This window comes from Chryseobacterium phocaeense, from assembly GCF_900169075.1.
Taxonomy (GTDB): Bacteria; Bacteroidota; Bacteroidia; order Flavobacteriales; family Weeksellaceae; genus Chryseobacterium; species Chryseobacterium phocaeense.
In genome coordinates, this window is sequence record NZ_LT827015.1 from 3,162,272 (window position 1) to 3,181,434 (window position 19,163).

At 38.2% G+C, this 19,163-nt stretch carries 14 protein-coding genes; 8 read left to right on the forward strand and 6 right to left on the reverse strand.

The features are described 5' to 3' along the window. Positions 1–104 precede the first annotated feature (104 nt). The 3 genes from B7E04_RS21165 (at position 105) to fmt (ending at position 4,767) form a co-directional block, all read left to right on the forward strand. Positions 105–1,541 carry an OmpA family protein gene (locus tag B7E04_RS21165; protein ID WP_080780495.1) on the forward strand — a complete coding sequence of 479 codons (1,437 nt, stop codon included), beginning with the start codon at positions 105–107 and terminating at the stop codon, positions 1,539–1,541. Positions 1,542–1,615: 74 nt separating this feature from the next. Then, entirely contained in the window at positions 1,616–3,523 is a 1,908-nt protein-coding gene (locus B7E04_RS21170) for a RecQ family ATP-dependent DNA helicase (RefSeq protein WP_080780496.1), read from the forward strand. Between the two features lie 287 nt (positions 3,524–3,810). Next, positions 3,811–4,767: a methionyl-tRNA formyltransferase gene (gene fmt, locus B7E04_RS21175; RefSeq protein ID WP_080780497.1), complete on the forward strand. Its 957-nt coding sequence runs from the start codon at positions 3,811–3,813 to the stop codon at positions 4,765–4,767. A 307-nt stretch (positions 4,768–5,074) separates the two neighbouring features. Here fmt and ribB read toward each other — a convergent pair whose 3' ends face one another. Then, positions 5,075–6,196 (reverse strand): 3,4-dihydroxy-2-butanone-4-phosphate synthase, encoded by a 1,122-nt coding sequence (ribB, locus tag B7E04_RS21180; RefSeq protein WP_080780498.1) that lies wholly within the window; start codon positions 6,194–6,196, stop codon positions 5,075–5,077. A gap of 67 nt (positions 6,197–6,263) precedes the next feature. Beyond that, positions 6,264–7,268: an LLM class flavin-dependent oxidoreductase gene (locus tag B7E04_RS21185; protein ID WP_080780499.1), complete on the reverse strand. Its 1,005-nt coding sequence runs from the start codon at positions 7,266–7,268 to the stop codon at positions 6,264–6,266. Positions 7,269–7,516: 248 nt separating this feature from the next. Between B7E04_RS21185 and B7E04_RS21190 the strand changes: the two genes are divergently transcribed. Next, on the forward strand, positions 7,517–8,023 hold the full coding sequence (locus B7E04_RS21190; protein WP_080780500.1) for a hypothetical protein: 507 nt from the start codon (positions 7,517–7,519) through the stop codon (positions 8,021–8,023). Positions 8,024–8,055: 32 nt separating this feature from the next. Here B7E04_RS21190 and B7E04_RS21195 read toward each other — a convergent pair whose 3' ends face one another. Continuing rightward, complete coding sequence (locus B7E04_RS21195) at positions 8,056–10,185, reverse strand: helix-turn-helix domain-containing protein (RefSeq protein WP_080780501.1); 2,130 nt, start codon at positions 10,183–10,185, stop codon at positions 8,056–8,058. Between the two features lie 85 nt (positions 10,186–10,270). Between B7E04_RS21195 and B7E04_RS21200 the strand changes: the two genes are divergently transcribed. Then, positions 10,271–10,720, forward strand: a complete 450-nt coding sequence (locus B7E04_RS21200) for a hypothetical protein (RefSeq protein WP_080780502.1) — start codon at positions 10,271–10,273, stop codon at positions 10,718–10,720. A gap of 270 nt (positions 10,721–10,990) precedes the next feature. On the opposite strand, the gene B7E04_RS21205 is transcribed toward B7E04_RS21200, so the two are convergent. Then, positions 10,991–11,524 (reverse strand): gamma carbonic anhydrase family protein, encoded by a 534-nt coding sequence (locus B7E04_RS21205; protein WP_080780503.1) that lies wholly within the window; start codon positions 11,522–11,524, stop codon positions 10,991–10,993. 262 nt (positions 11,525–11,786) lie between these two features. Between B7E04_RS21205 and B7E04_RS21210 the strand changes: the two genes are divergently transcribed. After that, entirely contained in the window at positions 11,787–12,665 is an 879-nt protein-coding gene (locus B7E04_RS21210; RefSeq protein ID WP_080780504.1) for a NifU family protein, read from the forward strand. 296 nt (positions 12,666–12,961) lie between these two features. Further along, a complete protein-coding gene (gene hemH / locus B7E04_RS21215; RefSeq protein WP_080780505.1) occupies positions 12,962–14,014 on the forward strand; it encodes a ferrochelatase in 1,053 nt (350 codons plus the stop codon). Between the two features lie 549 nt (positions 14,015–14,563). On the opposite strand, the gene B7E04_RS21220 is transcribed toward hemH, so the two are convergent. Continuing rightward, positions 14,564–15,778, reverse strand: a complete 1,215-nt coding sequence (locus B7E04_RS21220) for a type IX secretion system plug protein (RefSeq protein ID WP_080780506.1) — start codon at positions 15,776–15,778, stop codon at positions 14,564–14,566. Positions 15,779–15,849: 71 nt separating this feature from the next. On the opposite strand from B7E04_RS21220, the gene B7E04_RS21225 reads away from it, so the two are divergent. After that, on the forward strand, positions 15,850–16,488 hold the full coding sequence (locus B7E04_RS21225) for an MBL fold metallo-hydrolase (protein WP_080780507.1): 639 nt from the start codon (positions 15,850–15,852) through the stop codon (positions 16,486–16,488). 220 nt (positions 16,489–16,708) lie between these two features. Here B7E04_RS21225 and B7E04_RS21230 read toward each other — a convergent pair whose 3' ends face one another. After that, positions 16,709–19,147: a TonB-dependent receptor gene (locus tag B7E04_RS21230; protein WP_080780508.1), complete on the reverse strand. Its 2,439-nt coding sequence runs from the start codon at positions 19,145–19,147 to the stop codon at positions 16,709–16,711. Positions 19,148–19,163 lie beyond the last annotated feature (16 nt).

Sequence of the window (19,163 nt, forward strand, 5' to 3'; positions counted from 1 at the left end):
ATCTACTTAAGCAATTATGTACATTTAGGCTGTTTAAATAAAAACATTAGGAATAAATCACTTCAGAAATAAAATCATTTAAATTAACTTAAAAAAATAACACTATGAAATTAAGTTTAGCAATTGTAGCATTAGCGATGGCAATACCAGCTGTAAGCTATGCACAAGACTCAACGGCAGTTTCAAATGGAGAATACCCGAACACATTTTCTTCCGGTTCTGCCAATGTTTCCCCGTTTACCAATCAATCAAAAAGATTTAACGACTGGTCTATCTCAGCAGGTGCCGGAGTTCCATTGATGCAATCCTCTGATTTGACCTCTATTAAGAACGGTAACGGTAAAAACCTTTTCGGATACTCTGCGTATGTAAGTATTGATAAAGCGATTACCCACGCATTCGGTTTGAAATTACAGTACGACAGAGGTGAAACAAGACAGGGGTGGTTCAATACAAAAGATGCTGCTCCGGATGCAAAAGCTGTAGGTGCAAGAACACAGTATGATGCAATCTCTTTATTGGGAGATATCAACTTCTCGAATCTTTTAAGAAGAGTAGACAACCATTCTCCTTACAGATGGGCACTTCACGGGTATGCAGGTATTGGTACCATAGCATACAGAGCGTACCAGAAAGACATTAAAGGACAAAAGCTGATGACTGAGGTTAAGCCATTCAAACTTGGATCTATGTTTATGCAGGCTGGTGCTGGTTTAAAGTATAAAATCAACAACAGAATTGACCTTGAAGGTAGATTAATGTATGTAGTAACCGGTGATGATGAATTCGACGGAGGCGGGGACAAATACAGTGTAATCAACAGACGTGAAGAGCAGGTATCTGATAACTTCTTCAATGCTACTTTAGGTATTTCACTAAAATTAGGAAAACACGAGTCTCACTTAATGTGGCATGACCCGCTTCAGGAAATCTATTACAAACTTGATGTTCTGGCTAACAAAAACCAGGATATTGAGGTATGTAAAAAAGGAGATGCTGATAACGACGGAGTTTGTGACGATTGGGACAGACAGCTTGATACTCCTGCAGGTGCAAGAGTGGATGGTGCCGGTGTAGCTCTTGATACTGACCTTGACGGAGTAATTGACCTTTACGATAAGTGTGTAACAGTTCCGGGACCTGTTGAAAACAACGGATGCCCTACCACTACTGCAGGACCTGTGGTAGAAACTGAAACAAAACTTGAAGGCATTGAGTTTGATCTGAATTCTGATAGAATTTTACCATCAAACACTCCTATCCTTAACAATGCCGTGAACTATATCAACTCTTCAACAGGTTCTTATAGCGTAATTGGTGCTACGGATACAAGAGGTACAGATGCATACAACCAGAAACTTTCTGAAAGAAGAGCAAATAACGTTAAAAATTATCTGATCAAAAACGGAGTTCAGTCTGGAAAAATCAACGCGGTAGGAAAAGGTGAAAAAGACCTTAAATATCCTGAGTGTGAGCCGGCTACTAAATGTCCTGAATGGAAAAACAGAGCCAACAGAAGAGTATACTTCGAAGCAAAATAATATACAGCTAATATATTCGAAAGCCGTGCAGTGCACGGCTTTTTTTGTTGTAATACTTTTACTACTTTTACCTCATGATTTCTGCGCAGGATTTCCAAAAATTAAAATATGATACCCTCAAATATTTTTGGGGTTACGACAGTTTTAGAGATTCTCAGGAGGAGATTATTAATGCTGTCATTAATGAAAACGACTGCCTGGTCCTGCTTCCCACGGGTGCCGGAAAATCGCTCTGCTACCAGCTTCCTGCTTTAATGAAGGAAGGAACCTGTCTGGTGATCTCCCCCCTTCTGGCCCTGATGAAGGATCAGGTAAGCCAGTTAAAACAACGTGGCATTGAAGCGGAATACCTTTCTTCTGAGCTGGATGAATATGATGCAGAAGCCGTCTACGATCGTTGTAAAGACGGACTTACCAAGCTTTTATACGTATCGCCGGAAAGACTTACCAACACACAGTTTCTGCAGAATATTGAAGAAATTCAACTGTCATTTATTGCAGTAGATGAAGCCCACTGTATTTCCGAATGGGGCCAGGATTTCAGACCGAGCTACCAGAATATTAAAGAATTCAGGAAAAATCATCCAAAAATTCCATGTCTGGCCCTGACCGCTACTGCAACCCCGAAAGTGCTGGAAGAAATTAAAACCAAACTGGAATTAAAAAAGCCTACCATTTTTCAGAAAAGTTTTAAAAGAGAAAATATACGGATCTTTATGGATGAAGTCTCCGATAAATTTCAGCGCGTATTTGACATCTTAAAACATAATAACGATTCGGGAATTGTCTACGTAAGAACCAGAAAGGATGCAGAAATGCTGGCAGAATTCCTCAAAAAAAACCAGGTTAAAAATGTAGATTATTTTCACGCGGGTTTAACCACAAAAGAAAAAAACGCCAGACAGTCGCTTTGGAACAACAGTGACAATCAAGTCCTTATATCCACCAATGCCTTCGGAATGGGAATTGATAAAGACAATGTCCGTTTTGTGATTCACTATTCCCCTGCCCCGTCTTTAGAGAATTATTATCAGGAAATCGGAAGAGCGGGAAGAGATGGAAAAGACAGCTATGCATTTCTTTTGTGGAACAAACAGGAACTTCTTCATTTTGATGAAATTTTAAAAAATCAGACTCCCAACAAAGCTGAGTTTTTAAAAATCATCACCTACCTCTACTCCATTTTCCAGGTGGCAGAATATGAACTTCCGGAGAAAGTTTTCCAGTTAAATATTCAGGGGATACAAAATTTCACAAGGCTCTCCAAAGCCAAAATCAGCAATGTCCTTAATTTCCTGCACAATCAGGAAATCATTTACCATAACGACAATAAAAGCCTCTCCTCAATCGAACTTCTTTTCGATGCGGAAGAAATAGATCAGCTTCCACAGAAAGATGCTTATTTTATTGAGCTTTTGCTGCGTTCCATATCCGGGATTACTACGCATAAAGTGATGTTCAGCGAACAGCAGGTCAGTAACAAGATCGGAATCAGTGTTCCTCTAATTAAAGAGCGACTGAAAGAACTTCAGCAAAAACAATATCTGGAATATGTGGATGGTGCCCTGTCCAGTATCAAGTTTCTGAAACCGCGGGATGAGCGAACCATTAATTCGGCTTACTGGAAACTCTTTGAACATATTCAGAAAAACAAGATCCAGAAATGGGAAGAGATCAAGTTTTTTATAGAAAATAATGATTACTGTAAAATGAAACTTATCCTCGCTTATTTTGGGGAAAAGAATTCAAAAAACTGTGGCCAATGCTCCGTCTGTGAAAAGAACAAACAATCTATTTTCGGGAAAAACATCTCCCAGCAGATCATCAATTTACTGGCGAAAAAACCTTCCACCATCGAAGAACTTTCCGTACAGCTCAATTACCATTCAAAAAATAATATTCTGGAAAACCTGATCTACCTTCTGGACTCGGGCAAAATAAAAATGCTGAATTTCAGAACGTATGCACTGAATCATGAGTGATGAGTAATTGGTAATGAGTAATTATGAAGGGTGAAAAGTGAATGGTGAATTTTGCTTCGCAAGTAAATGATGAACGGATAAAGATTTTAGACGTCAGATGCCAGATATCAGATTTCAGACAAATAGTTTAGAGAGTAAATATTTTCACAGAAAATCTTGCAACTGCCAACCAGCAACTCATAACTCATAACTCATAACTCATCCCCCTTATTTTCAAACTCTCAAACCCTAAAACTCTCCCACTCAAAAAAACTCTCTCCCCCAAACAAAACCCTTATCTTTGCAGTATGAAATCATTGAAAGTTGTTTTTTTAGGAACTCCGGAATTTGCAAAAACTTCTTTGGAGGCTATCCATCAGTCTAATCATAAAGTGGTAGGTGTTGTAACGGTTGCGGATAAAGCCAGTGGCCGTGGCCAAAAGATCAGTCAGTCTCCCGTAAAAGTCTATGCTTCAGAACATCATATTCCTGTTTTTCAACCGGAGAAATTACGAAATCCTGAGTTTTTGGAATCCTTGAGACAGTTGAATGCCGACGTCTTTGTAGTGGTTGCCTTCAGAATGATGCCGAAAGTTCTTTTTGAAATGCCTGCCATGGGAACTTTCAATCTTCATGCCTCCCTTCTTCCTGATTACAGAGGGGCTGCACCCATCAACTATGCGGTGATTAACGGTGAAGAAAAAACAGGCGCCACAACATTCTTTATTAATGAAAAAATTGATGAAGGAAATATTCTCCTGCAGGAAGAAATTCCCGTTCTGGAAAATGAAAATGCAGGAAGCCTTCACGACAGGCTAATGGAAATGGGTTCAAAACTGGTGGTAAAAACATTGGACGGGCTGGCCGAAAACTCAATCATTGAGAAACCTCAGCCTCACGTGGAACATCCTAAAAATGCCTATAAAATTTTTAAAGAAGATACTAAGATCAACTGGAATGCGCCGTCAAAAACCGTTCATCAGTTTATTCTGGGAATGTCGCCTTATCCGGCTGCTTTCACTACTTTAAAAATTGGAGAAGAAGAAAAAGGATTAAAAATATTCAGTGGAAAATTTGAGCTTTCCCATCATAGTAAACCTGTCGGGAGTTCAGATATTTCAAAAAATGACTTTAAAATCTACACGCAGGACGGATTCTATTATCCTCTGGAACTGCAGCTGGAAGGAAAGAAAAGAATGAATGTCAAAGACTTTTTGAACGGCTTCAGGAAGTTTGATGAAATCGGACTAGTATTTGAGTTATGAGTTATGAGTTATTAGTTATTAGTTATTAGTTATTAGTTATTAGTTATTAGTTATTAGTTATTAGTTATTAGTTATTAGTTATTAGTTATTAGTTATTAGTTATTAAAATTAATAGTTTTAGACAATTACACTCTTGTCTGAAATCTGATATCTAATATCTGGCATCTAAATCTTGGCTCTTGATTCTTATCTCATTATAACATCAAAAATAAAAAAGGTTTAGAAATTTCTAAACCTTTTTATTTTAAATATATTTTGATAAAATTGACAATTAACAATTCATTATTGACAATTGTCCATTCACTTTTTACAGTTGAACCAATTCCGTCACCTCTACATCATATCCTCCCACCTGTGGCTTGATACCAGGGTTTTGTGTAATGACTTTGAATTTATTGATTCCAAGGTTTTTCAGGATCTGAGTTCCGATACCGTAGTCACGATAGTTGTACGCCAATGTAGGATGCTGCTCCTGCCCGTCCTGATAGTTGATAAACTGTTGTAATTTTCTCAGTGTATTTTCAGAGTTTGAAACATTATTGATGAAAATTACGGCTCCTTTTCCGGCTTCGTTGATCATATTGGTTACTTTTTCAAGTAATGGTTTTTCACCATTATTCAGTCTGGTCAATACATCAAAATAAGAATCTGAAGACTGAACTCTCACCAAAACAGGCTCATCAACGGTCCATGAACCTTTTGTCAAAGCAAAATGAATCTGGTCATTGGAAGTTTCTCTGAATGCAAAGAAATCAAACTCGCCGTAGGCTGTTTTTACTTTTCTTTCTTCTAGTCTTTCAATAAGGTTTCCTTTTTTCAACTGATAATGAATCAGATCTTCGATGGAAACAATTTTCATATCGTGCTTTTGGGCAAAAACCTGAAGATCCGGCAGACGTGCCATGGTACCATCGTCATTCATAATCTCACAGATTACGCCTCCTTCTTTTAATCCGGCAAGACACGTAAGGTCAATCGCAGCTTCTGTATGGCCAGCTCTTTTTAAAACCCCTCCCTTTCTTGCACGAAGCGGGAAAATGTGCCCCGGTCTCATGAAATCTGTAGGTTTGGACTTTTCATCCATTAAAGCTAAAATTGTTTTGGCTCTGTCTCCTGCAGAAATCCCTGTAGAAGTTCCGTTTCCAAGAAGGTCTACAGATACGGTAAAAGCGGTTTCCTTAGGATCGCTGCTTCTGCTTACCATTACTTCAAGACCCAACTCGTCGCATCTTTTTTCAGGAAGCGGCATACAGATCAGCCCTCTTCCGTGGAATGCCATAAAATTGATAATTTCCGGTGTTGTCAGCTCCGCAGCACAAAGAAAATCACCTTCGTTTTCTCTGTCTTCATCATCTACTACTATGATTATTTTACCATTTCTAAGGTCTTCAATAGCCTCTGGAATAGTATTCAATTTAATATCAGACATGTTTACTTTTTATTTGTGCAAAGATACTTATAAAAATAGGCATCTGCCAATTAATATGAATGGTTTATCAGGCTTTGGATAAAGACGTTGCGGCCTCTCTGAAAATTTCATAAGATCTCAGTCTTTTCTGATGATCGTAGATATGCGAGTTGATCATTAATTCATCCACATTGAATTTTTCCTGAAAATCTTTCATCTTTTCTTCAATTTCTGTCTGATTTCCGATCAATGTATATTTTAGTTTCTGCAACACCATAGATTTTTCCATCGGCGACCAGATATCATCCATATCCTCAACTGGCGGAGCGAAAGGCTTTCTGTCGTTTCTTATGATATTGAGGAATGCCTGGAATAAAGTGGTGGAAATCTGATGCGCTTCTTCGGAAGTTTCAGCTGCTACCCCATTGATACAGGCTATGATGTAAGGCTGATGCAGCTGTTCTGAAGGCTGAAAATGTTCCCTGTAAATCTTAAAAGCCATTTCCATCTGCTCAGGAGCAAAGTGTCCGGCAAAAGCATAAGGAAGTCCCAGCTCTGCAGCCAGCCATGCACTATCCGTACTGGATCCGAGAATGTAAAGTGGAATATCGAGTCCTTCTCCCGGAATAGCGCGAACCAAGGCATCTGCATTATCTTTTGAAAAATAGGTCTGTAATTCCAGGATTTGTCTTGGAAACTGCTTATTGATGATGGAAGGATTCCGGCCCAAAGCCTGAGCGGTAAGGCCGTCAGTTCCCGGTGCTCTCCCCAGACCAAGATCAATCCTTCCCGGGAAAAGGGATTCCAGGGTTCCGAACTGCTCTGCGATAACAAGCGAGCTGTGATTTGGAAGCATGATGCCACCCGATCCTACGCGTATGGTTTTGGTTCCGTTGGCAATAAAACCGATAAGAACGGATGTTGCTGAGCTGGCAATGCTCGCCATGTTGTGGTGCTCAGCCAGCCAGAATCTTTTATAGTTTAAATGTTCAGTATGGTTTGCTAAAGATAAACTGTCCTGAAACGTATCGTGAATGCTTTTTTCCTGCTTTACGGGCGCAAGATCCAGCACCGATATTTCAAAATTTTTCATATCAGATATTTATTTTTAAAGGAAATATGGAATCACAGCAGGTAATTTCATATTTTAAATTTTAGGTTTAAAACCATACAAATTTAAACCAATAAAATTGCATTAGTTACTTTTTGTAATTGAAAGAATGGATTGGATAGTTCAGGGAAAAACTATTGAAAATTGTATTTCCATCGTCATCTTTTGTGTATGAGAAATTGTATATATTTGAAAAGTTGCTTTTTAGACTATTTTAACATAATTGATCTATGAAAAAACTATTATTAATTTTCACCATTTTAATTTTTGGAAGTAAACTAATTTCTCAAAAAATAAACATTCCAACCAAATTTCCAACTGACTATGGCGTTTTCACATTTTCAATTGGTTCAAAGGTAACTCTTGAACTTAAAGAACTCAAAGAGGGTAAATATCAATATCGTGTATTGAATATTGAACCATATGAAGAATATTATTCATTAGAAAAATCTAAAAAGCTCTTCTCCGAAAATCCTAAAGATAATACCGTTGAAATCTTTTTTATGGGAGCCTATTATAACGATGGAAAAGAAGATAAAGATTGGAAGACTTTACTTCACCTAAGAAATAATTTAAAAACTCCATTGGACTATAAAGCGAACATTAAATACTATTTTAAGGATGAGTTTGAAAACACTTCAATAAATGGAGCATTTCCAAATGCTAGTTCAAATGAAATTTGGGCACATAAAATCGATTATATCACATTATACGATTTTGAACTACTAAAATATTAAAATAAATAGTCTAAAAACCATGATTAAGTTCACTATTTATTTGATTTCTCTTTCTTAAAATTATAGTGATTAATCAAAATTCTGATTTCATTAAATTCAAAATCATTAGGCAGCGCATTCTTCCATTCCGTTAAGGTTTCATGAGGACTTTTGTAAAATTCTGTTTCAAATGTTTTGATCTTATCCGAAGTAATTACTCTTGAAATATCCAGTAATCCCTGCTCTGCAAATTTTGCCAGATGCCCGATCACCGTTTCTTTTACCAGACCTCTTTCCAGAGCAATTTCCCCGATGGTCTTGCCCTGTTCAAACAGTTGGAATGTCAATACCTGGGAAGGCACTTTTGCAATTTTCAGACTGATTTCCTTATCGTTTTTTTCATCTAAAAGTTTCGTTTCCAGCAGATGGGCTTCCTTCAGGCTGTTCAGGTATTCCTCAGTGTCTTCCAGCCAGTTCCTGAATTCTTCATTGTACTGCTTCAGACCTTTTGCCCCCTTAATTTCAGCATAGAATTCTTTCAGCGGATTAAAAACTTTATCCCGGATCTCTGTAAAGAAAAAATTAACCGCTCCTTTGGTTTTGCTTTCAATTTCTGACCATTCTTCTTTATTCTCAATAAAATTATTGACCTTCTGGGAAATGACCCGTTCCAGTTTTTCGAAGATCTTTCCTAGATTAACGACTTCATGTTTCAGTTGAAGATAAAGCTGATTGGTTTTTACGTGGTCAATATTTTTTGTGGTGATGGACAGTTTATTCCATTCTTCCACTTCATTCAGAAACCACAGACAATTCACGGTACGAAGCACTTTCCTGATGCTGTAGTCATATTTTTCACGGTTCAGGATGGCTTCTACGTTATCATTTGCAAAGGTATTCCCCTGGAATTGCAGGATTCTGTTGTCTTTAAAAATAACTTCAGGGGTGATTTTAGATTTTAAAACAATCCCTTCCAGCGTACGGCATCTGGACAGCGCCACATACACCTGGCCGGCTGTAAAGCTTTTTCCCGCATCTATGATCACTTTATCAAACGTCAGCCCCTGGCTTTTGTGAATAGTAACCGCCCAAGCCAGTTTTATCGGGAACTGCTCAAAACTTCCCAGAACTTCTTCTTTGATATTTTTTTCAGTGTCCAGGAAATATTTTTTCTGTTCCCAGACTTCCCGTTTAACGGTAATTTCCCTTTCACTGCCTTCAAGGACCACTTTTATTTCATTATCGTCCAAAGAAGAAATTTCCCCCAATTTCCCATTGAAATATTTTTTTTCTCCGGTAATATCATTTCTGATGAACATGACCTGTGCACCCACCTTTAATTCTAAAAACTGTTCATTCGGGAACTGGTTTTCCTTGAAATCCCCGAAGAGCTTAGCCTCATAAGTTTTAACGGTCAGATTGATTTCCTCCAGCTTTTCCTGATTGATTTCATCCGCCATTTTATTGTGTGAACACAGATAAACGTAAGAATCTGTTCCTGCTTTGAAATCAGGATCATATCGTTCATTCAGGTCTTCAAAATTGATATTGGCCACATCACCGTCACGGATAGCATTCAGGATTTCCAGGAACTTTTCATCGGACTGCCTGTACACTTTGGTCAGTTCAATGGTCAGCAGCGGAATATCTTTCACCGCCAGACTGTCGAAAAAGAAGGGCGACTGATAGCAGATCTTTAAAATATGCTCATCCCGGACCACCGGCGGAAGCTGGTACAGATCCCCGATAAACAACATCTGAACCCCGCCAAACCGCTGGTTATTCCGTCTGATAAATCTCAGCGAAAAATCCATCATATCAAGGACATCAGCTCTCAACATAGAAACCTCATCAATAATAAGGACCTCCACTTCGCGTAAAAGTTTCAGTTTATCTTTTCTGTATTTGAAATGCGGCATCAGATCAGCAATATTATTCGCCAAACTTCCGTCAATACGGTCTGTAGTCGGTAAAAAAGTTCTTAAAGGCAGCCCAAACATGGAATGAATGGTTACTCCACCGGCATTGATTGCAGCAATTCCCGTAGGTGCCACTACAATATACTTTTTCCTTGTTTTCTTTACAAATTCATTAAGGAAAGTTGTTTTTCCGGTTCCGGCTTTCCCCGTAAGAAAAACGCTTCTGTTGGTATGCTCTATTAAGTCAAAAAAATGATTGTTCATCGTGCTCCAAAATTACGGAAATGAATTTGAATTTCTTACCTTGGCATAACTTTTGAAAATTCTTTAACAGAAAAGAAATTTATAAATGAAAAAATTCCTAATCCACATTCCATTACTGGTATTATCTACTACATTTACCTTTATTTCATGTACTTCATCCAAAAATATGGATACGAATCTTCCTAAAGATATTGCAGAAAGACCCGCAGATGAAGATAGCCAGAAATATGAGCAGGCTCAGCTGGATAAATTAAAGGCGGCCATTGAATCTGAATCATCCAGGGAAAAATGCGCCAATGCATCAGAATGGACATTTGCCCCTATGGGTGCGAAAGCCTGTGGAGGACCTCAGCAATACATCGCATTTCCTAAAAAAATGGAAACTACCCTGCTACCGAGAATCGAAGAATATACTCAGAAAGTAAAGGCTTTCAATGAAAAATATAATATTGTATCAGACTGTATGATGATTATGCCGCCTACCTCCGTTAAATGCATCAATGGAAAGGTCCAGCTGATCACAGCAGAACAATAAAAGAAAAAATCAAAGCAAAGGTTATATATCCAACACAAAACTCAACTCAGGAGTTGATACTAAGGATTGAAAAAAGCTCTATCGGTTATGATGGAGCTTTATTGTATTATGTAAGATGTAAAAAGTAAAATGTATTAATGATTATTTTTGATGCCAGATATGAGACATTAGATTTCAGACAAGCGTATGATAAAGTAAAAGTTGTGTTAAATTTTAATAACTCTAAACTTATAACTCATACTTCATAACTCTAAAACTCTCCCACTCAAACTAGCTACCTACCTCCAGGTTCTCCTTATACCATGAAGAATATTTCACATAATTATCTGCGATCCTGTTGACTTCACCTTCCAGCAGCTGGGCTGAAATATCTTTTATTTTCCTGGCAGGAACCCCGCCCCATACTTCTCCGGACTTGATGTGGGTTCCCTGTGTTACTACGGAACCTGCGCCCACAATAGAATTTTCTTCTACAAGGCAATCATCCATTACGATAGCGCCCATCCCGATCAGAACATTATCTTTGATGGTACAGCCGTGAACGATTGCATTGTGTCCGATAGAAACATTGTTTCCTATATTTAAAGGGTGTTTCTGATAGGTACAGTGCAGCATAGCATTGTCCTGAACATTTACTTTATCGCCCATTCTGATGTAGTGCACATCACCCCGGATCACTGCATTATACCAGATGCTGCAGTTGACTCCCATGGTAACGTCACCGATAACGGTGGCCGTTTCTGCCAAAAATGTACCTTCCCCTATCTGAGGTGTTTTCCCTAAAAGTTCTTTTACAATTGCCATAGCTTTAATTTGAAAATTTGAAAATAAGTTAATTTGAACATGCAGATTCTGCCGGCTTTCTATAACTTCTGATATTTTATTTGAATAAAAATAAGCTTATTTGAAAAAATAATACCATTAAAGTCTGATATCTGATATCTGCAATCTCACATCTAACCTCAAATTTCTATTTCTAAATGACGGTGATAGCAAAAATCTAATTTCTAATCTTCAACTTCTAATTTCTAATTGCGTATTTTTGTATCTCAAATTTAACGAAAAAATGCGTACGATACTTATAGAACCAACTGAAAACCCGAAAGTGATGAAATTTGTCGCGGATTATAACCTGATCCCGGGCTCTTTAGAGTTGGACAGAAGTTCAGATATTTCAGAAATTCCTTTAGCTCAGGAACTTTTCAACTATCCTTTTGTGGAAAGAATTTTTGTTACGGCTAATTTTGTAGCAGTAGCAAAACAGGACACTGTAGAATGGGAACATGTAGCAGAAAGCCTGAAAAATGTAATTGAAGATGAATTGCTGGCCAACCCGAGAATTTACCTTCAGAAAAAGAAGGAAATGTATCAGATCTATGCGGAAATGACGCCTAATCCAAATGCGATGAAGTTTGTTTCCAATAAAATGCTGATTGAAGGTTTTGTGGAAGTAAAATCAAGAGAAACCGCAGCCGGCGTTCCTTTAGCAGAGGCTATTTTTAAGGAATTTGAATTCGCTAAAGAAATCTTTATTTCTGACAATTTTGTGGCCGTAACCAGAGATGAATCTGTAGAATGGCATCAGGTGATGATGGCGGTACGCGGTTTTATTGCGGAATACCTTCAGAACGGAGGAGAAATTTCAACTATTGAAGCTCAGAAACATGAAAACCCTGTTGAGAAAATTATCAACAGAGAATATACCGACGACGAACAGAAAATTTCTGATATCTTGAACGAATATGTAGCCCCTGCAGTGGAAAACGACGGTGGAAAAATTTCATTGATGGAATACGACCAGGAACATAAAACCGCTAAAATGCTTTTACAGGGAGCGTGCTCAGGATGTCCAAGCTCTACAGCTACTTTGAAAAACGGAATTGAAAATATTTTAAAACAGTTCGTTCCGGACCTGGTGGAGAGAGTGGAAGCGGTGAACGGATAGGAGTTTTTGGGTTGGAGAGTTTTATTAGAGTTATTAGTTATTAGTTATTAGTTATTAGTTATTAGTTATTAGTTATTAGTTATTAGTTATTAGTTATTAGTTATTAGTTATTAGTTATTAGTTATTAGTTATTAGTTATTAGTTATTAGTTATTAGTTATTAAAATTAATATAACTTTATTCTATCGTAACTCTGGTCTGAAATCTGATGTCTGTTATCTGATATCTAAATTCCTGGTTCTCCAATCCTGAATCACACCCTGTCAATTGAAATTATTATAATTAAAAAATAAAGTTTTGCAGAAAGAATCCCTAAGCTCAAAAAAAGGAATTTTATTAGTCAACCTGGGATCGCCAAGATCAACGGCGGTAAAAGATGTAAAGGAATATCTTGATGAGTTCCTGATGGATGAAAGAGTTATTGATTACCGCTGGATTTTCCGTGCACTTCTTGTCCGCGGAATTATTTTAAATACAAGACCGGCAAAATCTGCAGAAGCTTATAAAACCGTATGGACGGATCAGGGCTCACCGCTGATTGTAATCACTGAAAAGATTCAGAAGAAATTACAGAAAATAGTGGATGTTCCCGTGGAAATCGGGATGAGATACGCAGAACCAAGCATTGAGACCGGAATTCAAAAACTAGTGGATCAGGGCGTTTCGGAGATCGTTCTTTTTCCATTATACCCGCAGTATGCGATGAGTACTACGGAAACGGTGATTGAAAAAGCTGAGGAAGTAAGAAAAAAGAAATTCCCGGCCGTAAAAATCAATTATATCCAGCCTTTTTACAACCGGGATATTTACATCAACTGCCTGGCAGAAAGTATTAAGGAAAAACTTCCTGAAAATTTTGATGCCTTACAGTTCTCCTATCACGGAGTTCCGGAAAGACATATTTATAAAACGGATCCGTCAGACACATGCAAAATTGATGATGCCAACTGTATCAACAGCCAGGTTGATAGTCACAATGCATACTGCTACAGACATCAGTGTTATAAAACCACAGAAGCTGTCATCGCTAAAATGGGACTTCCTAAAGAAAAAACCATCGTCTCTTTCCAGTCAAGATTAGGAAAAGATAAATGGATTGAGCCTTATACTGATGAAACGTTGGAAACCATTCCTAAAAAAGGAATAAAAAACCTGGCGATTGTATGTCCGGCTTTCGTTTCCGACTGTCTTGAAACCCTGGAAGAAATATCTGTGGAAGGAAAAGAACAGTTTCAGCAGGGCGGCGGAGAAAATTTCCATTACATCCCATGTCTGAATGATGAAGACCGGTGGATTGAGGTAGTAAAGACCCTCTGCGAAGAAAAACTGAATGATTTTTATCTGGTTTAAAATATATAAGGAGCTGTACAATACAGTTCCTTTTTTTATCATACTAAACACAAATAACACGAATGATTTCACAAATGACCACAAACATCTGTGAAAATCCATGCAATCTGTGGGAAATTTTTAATCACAAAAGCCACAAAAGTTTTCTGACACTTTAGTCATTTGAAGTTTAATATGGGAGTACGTAGAAGTTCACATAAGTTTAGAAAAAATCAAAGATTTTTATATTAATAATTCAACCAAAAACAGCACAAACATCTGTGAAAATCCGTGCAATCTGTAGGAAATTTTAATCACAAAAGGCGCAAAAGTTTTTTTGACACTTTAAAATTTTAAGTTAAATGATCCGTGAGTAAAGTGCACTTAAGCTTAAAAAAAATCAAAGGTTTTTCCTTAACTATTCTTATCTCCTTAACTAATTCTTAATGTTTCAAAAAACACGTACCAAGTTTTAAAATCTGCAATATCTGCTTAATCTGCGAGAGATTTATCATAAAAAAAGCCCTCCTAAAAATGAAGGCTGTACTATAAAAAGATCTTATGTCTGAACTATTTCCCAATAGGCGTTCTGAACTCCCCATATCCCATCAGTCCGTCATAATTTCGTCCGAAAGGCGCATAGTATAAAAATGCCTGGTACAGGTTTTCCGTCTGCCAGAAATTACCGTTCACCTCTCCGAAATTTAAGGATCCGTTGCTTTCTTTCGTGGCAAGAATATAGTTATAAAAACCTTGCTTCAGGAATATTTTGGCTACATACTTTTTATTGGCTGCATCGTACTGCATCTGGTTTTCTTTGCCCGGTTTAAAATCATTGAAGCCTCCCAATACATAAATTTCTTTATCCACAGGATCAGATTCCAATGAAAAATAAACCCACGAATAATCTGCTTCCCGCTCTGCATTTCTTTCCAGCCCCAAATCATTCCTTCTGTAATACCATGCTCCGTTCACGTCCGGCTGATACTGGTAATTCAGAGGAAAAGCCCATACCGGGTGAAGGTACGTTTGGTTGACCCCGTCCTTTAGTTCTGTAGCACTCACCATATCGGCGGCCATATTCATATTTTTATTATCAAAATAGTAGAATTCGTTATTTCCCGGGAATGTTAAATTCATTTGCTGGAAAAGAAGCTGATTACCCAGAGTAGCGCTCGGTTTTTGATTGCTGATTACTACATTCGGGTTATTATTCTGCATGACATTCAGTGTCATAGAATTCACATTGGAAGAAAGGTCTCCGGCTTTGGAAGCTGCTTTTACTTCTACCCGCTGATTGACATTCGGGTTTTTGGCATCTGCGATCCTTGAGATGTTTAAAGCAACAGTGGCTGCATCTTCTACCAGATAAAAACGTCTTTTGAAAAGAGGCTTTTCTGCCGAATCTTTGTAAACAATCAATTCAAAATTCCCTGAAATCTTCGGCTGCATCTTATCATTGGGGAATGTAAGTTTATAGTGGGTATAAGCCTGTATGGTATTAAAAGAATACTCGAATTTATCTAAAAGCCCGTTCAGACTTCCTGTGGCAATCTCAGTAAAAAACAGGTTGTCATCATTCCAGTTTCTGTCGTAGTGTTTAATGGTGTACCTATAGATTTCGCTGGAATTGGTAAGGTCGTCAAAGCTTAAAATCAATTGTTCACCAAACCTGATCACAGGTGTTTCGTCATTTGTCTGCGGATTAAAAAGCTGGATGCTCTGGATATTCTGTCCAAATACCAGTCCGCCCAAAGAAAGTAAAAGTATTCGCAATGTTTTCATTATGACGAAGATAACGAAAAATCGGGATTTTCTTAATAATATCGTATTTTTGAAATAAAAAAATACCAGTTATGCTTCAGATTCAAGGCTTCGTCTTCAATTTCGCCAGCGAAAATACCTACATCCTTTACAACGAAAATAAAAACGCCTGGCTGATTGACCCGGGAAATATGAATGAACAGGAAACCAAAGCGATAGAAAGCTTTATTTCTGAAAACGAATTAAAGATTCAGAAGATTCTTTTGACGCATGCCCATATAGATCATGTTCTTGGGCTTCAGTGGGCTTTTGATACCTTTAAAGTTCCGGTTCATCTTCATCAGGAGGATCAGGAGGTCCTGGATATGCTTCAGGCCAGCGGAATGAGATTCGGATTCTCTATTGATCCTGTGAAAGTAGATATCGTATACGTTAACGAGGGTGAAGTTCTGGAATTGGACGGAGAAAAGTTTAATATATACCACGTTCCTGGGCATTCTCCGGGAAGCGTTGTTTACCATAATGAAGACCAGAAATTTATGATCTCCGGTGATGTTTTGTTTGAAGGAAGTATCGGAAGAACTGATCTTTACAAAGGAAACCACGAACAACTGATCAGCGGCATTACCAACAAATTATTTATCCTGGACGATGAAACCCAGGTTTTCTCCGGTCATGGCAATCCTACGAAGATTGGCTTTGAGAAGCAGTATAATCCGTTTTTTAAATAGGTTGGAGAGTTGCTGGTTATTAGTTATTAGTTATTAGTTATTAGTTAAAATTAATGTAAATAGTTTAGACAATCATACTCTGGTCTGAAATCTGATGTCTGTTATCTGACATCTAATATCTGGCATCTAAAATTTTGATTCTCCACTCTCATTTCCCCAAAAAGCAAAAACCGCCGGAAACGTTCCTGACGGTTTTTTTATGAAGAAAATAAATATAAGTTTAGAAATCTAATGTGATAGAAGCTCTTGCAGCCGCACCCATGATTGGTCTTGCCATTCTGATGTTTGTTCCGGCTGTAGTCTGTGATCTTGGGTCTCCTTCGGTAATTCCGATGGTGTTGAAGATATTCGTTCCGTCTACGGCGAAACGTATTTTTCCTAACTGGTAAGACATCCCCGCTCCCATTTCTGTGAATGAAGGCAGGATATTATCATCCGTATTTCCTTCGTTCTGGAAACGTTTTCCATAATAATTCATGCTTACGTAAGCTCTCCATTGCTTGGTGATGTTTACGGCAGGAGAAATATTAAAGTAGAATTTAGGCATTCTTCTTACCGTGTTTCCATCATAATCGAAAGTAGTTCCGTCCGCATTCTTTCCTGTAAAGTCCTTGTATTTCGGGCTCTGGATAGTTCCGTTAAAGGTCACTTCAAGAACATTATTGAACAATCTGGTGTACCCTTCAATCTCTACCCCGAAATTCGTGGTATTTGCGAATTTATTTTCTGAAGTCCCGTCTGAGAATACATCTGTGAACGAAAGGTTATTAAGTGTAGAATAAAAAGGAATGATTCCGATATCAAATGTACGCGAGTAATACTTGTACCCTACTTCCAGCTGATTGGTATCTACCGCTTTAATGGCGCTCAGATCTGACATATTATTGTAATAGGCCTCTTCATTCGGAGATCTGAAACCATGTGAGAAACGTGCGTACACCGCATTATTTCTGTTGATTTTATAATTGGAAGCCAATGTATAGGATACTTTGTTAATATCATAATACCAGTATGTGTATTTATTCCCCAGTACTGCCATATTATCATCTGCCGTAGTGGTATCAAAACCGTGGGTACCGTCAGTAGTCAGTCCTGAATTGTTCAGATTGGCAGTGGTGGTGTTAACTCCGTAGCCTTTGTAGAAATCACGGCTGTAGCGCATCCCTCCATTCACACTTAAAGCATCGGTGATATTATAATCCACATTTAAATACACATCATTCAGACTTCCCTGGATCTGTGAATCTCTGATCAGGAAAGACATATCTTTAACTCCATTGTAGGTCTGGGAATATCCTGTAGCTGAAGGCGCCATGGAGGGATTCACCAGATTTAAAAGCTGTGGCCGGTCTGTAGCGGTTGTCAAAATATTACTCCAGTTCCAGTATTGATGGGATTTCCAGTTGGATTTATAGAAACCTGCCGTTATATTTCCCTGGTCGAATTTATAATTGAACTGCAAATCATTCACGAAATTATTCATCTGCTTGTCAATAGCCCAGAACCCTAATTTCTGTATATATTGAGGATTCACTACCGCACCATTGCTCACCAATGAATATTGATAATTGCTCATGCCAAGCTCATTTGCATAGTCAGAAGCCAGTTTAGGAGCACCAGCAGGGAACATCCCTGTATATTCCATATTGATATTCGTATATCTTGTTTTGTTCAGAACGCTGAAATTATTTCCAAGATCATATTTAAATTCTGCACCTACCACGTCTACTTTCGGATGGATTCCGTTTTCAAGATCTCTTCTGAAAAAACCGCCGCCTGCCTGCGGAATGCTCAGCTGGCCAATTGCACGATAGCTGTAGGTTCCGTAATTGGCATCAAAGCCCGGGAATTCTTTCAGATCATTACCATCCTGTAATAAAGGAATCGGAAGGTAGAATGTATTCCTGTCATCCAGCTTTTTATAATATACTTTAGCATAGCCTTTATCAAAGACATACTTAAGATTCATTCTGATCTGTCCTCCATTATTTGCTTTAAATCCGGTTTTTCTGATTCCGTCATCAGATCTGTAGAAACCACCGACATTGAAGAAAAGCTTATCCTGAATAAGAGCGCCCCCTACATTCACATCGGTGCGCATCAGGCCATAGGTACTGGTTTCAAGCTTAGCGGTTCCTCTAAAATCATTCCCCCCTTCTTTGGTGATAAAGTTGATCAGACCTCCGGGAGAATTATTGGCATAAATGGATCCTGAACCCCCTCTCAGGGCTTCCAGACGGCTCACCGAGTTATCTACACGGAAAAAATTATCTGCATTCGCGAACTGAAGTGCTCCGTCCTCAAAAACAGGAAGACCGTCCTCCTGAACCTGAACAAATTCGTAAGCACCTGCAGAAGGAATTCCTCTTGCAAAAAGGTTGTTCCCAACCTCACCTCCAGAAGTTTCCACGGCAAAACCAGGAACCCTCTGTAAAAGTGCAGCCGCACTGATCGGGTTCTGTTTCTGAATTTCTTTCGCCGTAAAAGTGGAAATAGCCGTACTGGATTCTATTTTCTTTTTTGGGCCGGAGTTTCCGGTGATGACGATCTGGTCTATAGAAGATGTTTTGATGGAATCCTGCGGAGTTTCCTGGGCATACGCATTATTAAAATAAAGCGTAGCGGTGGCGGCCATTAAAAATATCGATCTCTTTTTCATAGCATATGATTTTTTA

Bases quoted from the DNA above. Each gene is read 5' to 3' on its own strand.
- B7E04_RS21225 (WP_080780507.1), top strand. From the start codon at position 15,850: ATGCTTCAGATTCAAGGCTTCGTCTTCAATTTCGCCAGCGAAAATACC.
- B7E04_RS21185 (WP_080780499.1), bottom strand. From the start codon at position 7,268: ATGAAAAATTTTGAAATATCGGTGCTGGATCTTGCGCCCGTAAAGCAG.
- B7E04_RS21220 (WP_080780506.1), bottom strand. From the start codon at position 15,778: ATGAAAACATTGCGAATACTTTTACTTTCTTTGGGCGGACTGGTATTT.
- B7E04_RS21210 (WP_080780504.1), top strand. From the start codon at position 11,787: ATGCGTACGATACTTATAGAACCAACTGAAAACCCGAAAGTGATGAAA.
- B7E04_RS21200 (WP_080780502.1), top strand. From the start codon at position 10,271: ATGAAAAAATTCCTAATCCACATTCCATTACTGGTATTATCTACTACA.
- B7E04_RS21170 (WP_080780496.1), top strand. From the start codon at position 1,616: ATGATTTCTGCGCAGGATTTCCAAAAATTAAAATATGATACCCTCAAA.
- ribB (WP_080780498.1), bottom strand. From the start codon at position 6,196: ATGTCTGATATTAAATTGAATACTATTCCAGAGGCTATTGAAGACCTT.
- B7E04_RS21165 (WP_080780495.1), top strand. From the start codon at position 105: ATGAAATTAAGTTTAGCAATTGTAGCATTAGCGATGGCAATACCAGCT.
- B7E04_RS21195 (WP_080780501.1), bottom strand. From the start codon at position 10,185: ATGAACAATCATTTTTTTGACTTAATAGAGCATACCAACAGAAGCGTT.
- fmt (WP_080780497.1), top strand. From the start codon at position 3,811: ATGAAATCATTGAAAGTTGTTTTTTTAGGAACTCCGGAATTTGCAAAA.
- B7E04_RS21205 (WP_080780503.1), bottom strand. From the start codon at position 11,524: ATGGCAATTGTAAAAGAACTTTTAGGGAAAACACCTCAGATAGGGGAA.
- B7E04_RS21230 (WP_080780508.1), bottom strand. From the start codon at position 19,147: ATGAAAAAGAGATCGATATTTTTAATGGCCGCCACCGCTACGCTTTAT.
- B7E04_RS21190 (WP_080780500.1), top strand. From the start codon at position 7,517: ATGAAAAAACTATTATTAATTTTCACCATTTTAATTTTTGGAAGTAAA.